Consider the following 457-nt stretch of genomic DNA (forward strand, 5'->3'; position numbering starts at 1 on the left):
GGCGCAAACTTGTCTATTTGGTGAGTATTCGCCTGTTGAATCGGATTTCATCGAGGAAGGACTCGAAAGAATCCCTCCAATGTCTGATAATCGACGATACCGACCTGCCGAAAACAGGTTTCAAGACTGAAATGATAGGCCGCATCTATTCACACGTTCTTCACAAGAGCGTCTTGGGTTTCAAAGGGCTGTTCCTGTGCCATACGGACGGGAAGACACAGACCTTGCTTGACTTCTCGCTTCACGGGGAGGAAGGCAAGAACCCTGAAAAGAAGCAAGGATTGACCGACAAGCAGCGGAAAGCACGCTTCAGCAAGAAACGTGACGGGGATTCCGCAGTCAACACCCGTATAAAGGAATACAGACAAAACAAGATCGACCGTTCCATTGAAATGGTCAGAGAATCCATCAGGAGAGGCATACGCTTTGATTATCTGCTGGTTGACAGTTGGTTTAC

The 457-nt window shown here is 48.1% G+C and carries 1 protein-coding gene; it reads left to right on the forward strand.

From position 1 onward, the window contains the following. Positions 1 to 457: transposase (locus tag I6E24_RS16700; protein ID WP_235329836.1), on the forward strand; the 457-nt coding region annotated here is incomplete at both ends.

Source organism: Bacteroides caecigallinarum, assembly GCF_021530995.1.
GTDB lineage: Bacteria > Bacteroidota > Bacteroidia > Bacteroidales > Bacteroidaceae > Phocaeicola > Phocaeicola faecigallinarum.